This window comes from Moorena sp. SIO4A1 (assembly GCF_010672065.1).
GTDB lineage: Bacteria > Cyanobacteriota > Cyanobacteriia > Cyanobacteriales > Coleofasciculaceae > Moorena.
This window is the reverse complement of the sequence record NZ_JAAHHX010000306.1, coordinates 1-2,317: the sequence shown is the minus strand read 5'-3', so window position 1 is coordinate 2,317 and position 2,317 is coordinate 1. Positions and strand designations below refer to the sequence as shown.

The window sequence follows — 2,317 nt, the reverse complement described above, 5'->3', positions numbered from 1 at the left end:
AGGGACTACAGCCAACAGTCCCGGCTCCTACAAGTAAAACCCAAAACGGTAAAAGAGTTGACCAATACTTAGTTGGCATATTGAAATCCTATGATGTTTTCAGTTGTCAGTTGCCAATGAACTCTGTGTGACTACTCCCACATCAAATCAAAGATTATGATGTGGGCTTCTCAAATTCACAAATGAGACTTGCTGTTCCTCAATATCCTGTATTGATTTACCGCAGCCATTGAGCGGCAGTCCAACCGCCAATAATCCACGATTCAAAATGTTGATACCACTGTTCCAATCACGATCGATTTTGATATTACAGCTCGAACAACAATGAACGCGATCGCTTAAACTTTTCTCGACCCTGGAACCGCAATTAAAACACTCAATGCTTGTACCTCGTGGGTTGACTTCCTGGACTAACAAACCGCGTTTGACCGCCACTGCTTGTAATATCTCCAAAAAAGCTCCCCAAGCTGCATCATTTATTGACTTTGCTAACCTAGTTCGAGCCAGCCCTTTGATGTTTAAATTTTCGTGAGAAATTAGGTCGTACTTACCGCACAACCAATGAGCAACCTGATAATGAAACTCTTTCCGACAACGAGTCAGATAAAGGTGCATTAAGGCGACTTTGTGCTTGGCTTTTTTCCAGTTATTAGAGCCCAATACACGGCGCGACATTGCTTTTTGAGCTTGAGCCAGCTTATCCTGAGCTTTTCTGTAAAACTGCGGGATAGGTACCGCCTCGCCATCGGAAGTAGTCAAAAACTTTTCTAGCCCAACATCAATTCCGACGGCAGACTTGACAGAGCCAATAGGCAAAAGTTCGGGAACTGTATCATCTTTCATTGAGATACAGCAATACCAGCCATCGGCCTTCTTGACAATAGTGCATTGCTTAAGGGTAAAGCCAATGGGTAATGACCGATGCATTACCACAGGTATTGACCCAATTCGGCTTAGTTTTAAGATCCCATCAGCCAGGTGTGCTCCCGCCTTTGAACTATTGATCCTAGGAAAAACGAATGATCGAAGTTCTCCTGCTTTCTTGAATCGAGGTCTACCACCACGTTTACCATTAGCGTCAGGCTTCCTCCATCTATCCCACGCTTTATTGAGTCGTTGCAAGTTGACTTGCTGAGTTTCTGCATAGATTTGCTTGTACTCAGGAAACAGTCGCTTAGTTTCCTTGAGAGCCGCTTGTTGAGTGTAATAGTTAACCGGTTCTGGGATCTCACCGATCGGCTCACTGATTAAGCTACATCTATCAATCGGGGAACGAGTCCGATTGAGCCAATCAAGTCGTTGCCCTAGAGCATAGTTCCAGTGACGACGCAACAATTCAAGCCACCTTTCCATGATGGCTATCTGTTCGGGACTTGGTTTGATTTTGTAGCAGTACGTTAATATCACAATGCTATTGTACCACTTACGCTCGCACCTCAAGCAGCGTCGGCTCTGCCGAAAGCGTGGCCTCTGGCCAATCGCGCAGCGTGACCTGCATGTCAATCTGTTGAGAACTTCCAGACGCTGTCGGGCAATTCCCCTCCCGTTAAATCGGAGATTATAACGGGAGACCCCTTGCCCGTTTAGTTGGCTTTCAGATGCACGTTAGTAATGAAGCCACCCCCACCTAGCTTTGCTTGAGGTGGGGGTGTCCTATGCTATCGTTTGAGGTTACCCATAGATCACATAAGACTGCCCGACTTCTAGGCAACCGAGTAGAACTTTTGCTACTACGGTTCTCACTGTCATTTCTGCGAGTGAGTTCTTGAATAGCTCTAGCTGCAATGTTGTAACTAGCGCTTAAATCAGCGTTGTATCGTTTACCGTTACTGAACCTAGCTAGAGCGTAATTTTTCCGATCACGCCAAACTGTTCCACTACCGTCATAAGCGTTACTAGATGTTCCTCGGGCAACTACATCATGAATCTTACCGCCAGATTCGATCCATTTCATTTCGGTTAATTCTCGAATTATAGACTTTAACCAACCGTGGAAACGCTGTTTAAGATTAGATTTATTCTTCCTACCTTTGGGCTTCCAGTTTTTTAGATATTCAAAAGCGATAACCGAAACATTATACTCAATGCTGATCTCAACAATACCCTTAGAGACTATCTGCGCTATTTGACGGTTAATGTGGCGACATTTACGATAAGTATTCCGGCAAAAACCTTTGTGTAACCTTCCGCCTTTACCCATCGTTTTCGAGGCTTTTTTTGAGACTGATTTCAGCTTCTTATCACGACGGTCTATGTCTCTTCCTGGGTGAATAACTTCACGATAAATTACAGTGCCATCGGACTCAACGACTGAAAT

At 44.6% G+C, this 2,317-nt stretch carries 1 protein-coding gene and 1 pseudogene; both read right to left on the bottom strand.

Annotation, left to right across the window (positions count from 1 at the left end; genetic code table 11):
• Nucleotides 1–147 precede the first annotated feature (147 nt).
• Nucleotides 148–1,407: a transposase gene (locus F6K53_RS37570; RefSeq protein WP_293084747.1), complete on the bottom strand. Its 1,260-nt coding sequence runs from the start codon at nt 1,405–1,407 to the stop codon at nt 148–150.
• 220 nt (nt 1,408–1,627) lie between these two features.
• Nucleotides 1,628–2,317 (bottom strand): annotated as a pseudogene (locus tag F6K53_RS37565) (IS200/IS605 family accessory protein TnpB-related protein); the annotation flags it as partial.